The sequence below is a fragment of the Microbacterium sp. P2_F9 genome (genome assembly GCF_056403635.1).
The window spans coordinates 1-1,802 of record NZ_JBFUFC010000363.1; the positions used below are offsets into that span (position 1 = coordinate 1).

2 protein-coding genes are annotated in these 1,802 nt (G+C 70.5%); one reads left to right on the forward strand and one right to left on the reverse strand.

From position 1 onward, the window contains the following. On the forward strand, nucleotides 1-1,565 hold a 1,565-nt coding region (locus AC1DVT_RS20000), incomplete at its 5' end, for a vWA domain-containing protein (RefSeq protein ID WP_477391113.1). Between the two features lie 24 nt (nucleotides 1,566-1,589). Here the strand turns inward: AC1DVT_RS20000 and AC1DVT_RS20005 are convergent. After that, nucleotides 1,590-1,802 (reverse strand): MarR family winged helix-turn-helix transcriptional regulator (locus tag AC1DVT_RS20005; protein WP_477391115.1); only part of this gene is annotated, 213 nt, incomplete at its 5' end.

Below are 1,802 nucleotides of genomic sequence, written 5' to 3' on the forward strand. Positions count from 1 at the left end.
TCGATGGTCGGTGCGTGGTCGTCTCCGCCGTGCGCGACAAGTCGGGCGTCGCGGCCGAGGCCGCCGCCGCCGGTTTCCCGAATGTCGCCCCCGAGGCGCGGCCGATCGTCTGGCTGCCCGACTCCTACACGTGGCTCGCCCTGGCGCGCGCCGACGGCGCGACCGCCGTGCCCGAGGTGGGAACCAGCGTCGGCTCGTCCAACATCGTGCTCGCGATGCCGGCTCCCCTCGTCGAGTCGATCGGCTGGGATGCCAAGCCCCCGACGTGGGGCGACGTGTTCGACGCCGCCGCGGACAAGGACCTGTGGGGCGACCTCGGCCATCCCGAGTGGGGCGCCTTCAAGCTCGGCAAGACGAGCCCGGTGGTCGCGACATCCGGCGAAGCGGCGATGTTCGCGTCCTTCGGAACGGCCTCGGGCGATCTCGCCGGCCTCACCGTCAAGGCTGTCGAAGACCCCAAGGTGCAGGACACCGTGCGCGAGCACGAGCTCGCCACCAGCCACTACATGGCCACGCCCGAGCACTTCCTCTGGCATGCACGTCAGGCCGACGACAAGGGCTCGGTCGCGGACTTCCTCTCGGCCGTCATCGTCGACGAGAAGTCCGTCTGGGACTACAACCGCGGGATCACCAGCCGCGACGGCGTGACCCGCGTCGAGGGCGCGCCGCCGGAGGAGAAGCTCGTTCCGATCTATCCCACGGATGGCTTCTACGGCGCCGACAACCCCGCCGTCGTGCTGACCGGTGACTGGGTCGACGAGAACGAAGCCGACGCCGCAGCGGACTTCATCCGCTACGCCGGCACCGTGCAGGGCCAGGAGATCGTCCGCGCGTCCGGTTATCGCGACCTCAACCGCACGCCGGATGCCGGCGTGGCAGACGTCGCGCAGCTCCCTGCAGATCCCCAGGGCGTCCTTCCGCTGCCGGAGCAGGATGTCGTGGCCGCGGTCAACACCGCGTTCCCCGACGTTCGCAAGCGCGCTCAGGTGCTGTTCCTGATGGACGTCTCGGGCTCGATGGACGAGCCGATCTCGGCCAGCGACACCAAGCTGTCCGCGGCCAAGTCCGCCATCGCGAAGGCGCTCGACCACTTCACGGCCGGCGACAGCGTCGGACTCGCCGCGTTCGCGCAGAGCCCTGATGGCGCCATGGTGCCGGGCAACGTCTCGCCGATGGCCGAGATCGTGACGAACCACGACGCGCTCCTCGGGGCGCTCGGCGGTCTGCAGTCGATGGGCGACACCCCGCTGTACCAGGCCGTCGACACCTTCGCGGCGCAGCAGGCGGGTTCGTGGTCGTCCGACCGCATCACCGCGATCGTGCTGCTCAGCGACGGCAAGAACGACACACCCAACGGTCCGACGATCGGCGCCGAGCAGATGCTCGCTGATCTCCAGGCGATGCATCACGACACCCCGGTGCTCATCTTCACCCTCGCCTACGGAGCGGATGCCGACGTCGCCACGCTGCAGTCGATCTCGAGTGCGACCGGCGCGCACTACTACGACGCCACCGACCCGACCAAGCTCACCGCCGTGCTCGGAGACCTCGTCACGAGCTTCTGATCCGGCTCGGCCGGCAGCGGCAGGTCAACGGGGCCAGGCGTCGGCGAGCTTGACGAGCAGGCGGGCGAGTTCGGCGCGCTCGTCGTCGGTGAAGGCGGCGAGCGCGGAGTCGACCGCCTCGCGCCGCTCGCCGCGGAACCCCCGGACGATCGCGCGTCCCTGATCGGTCAGCGCGATGCGCGTGCGCCGGGCGTCGTCGGGGTCGGCCTCGCGCTGCACGAGCCCGAGCTCGACCCC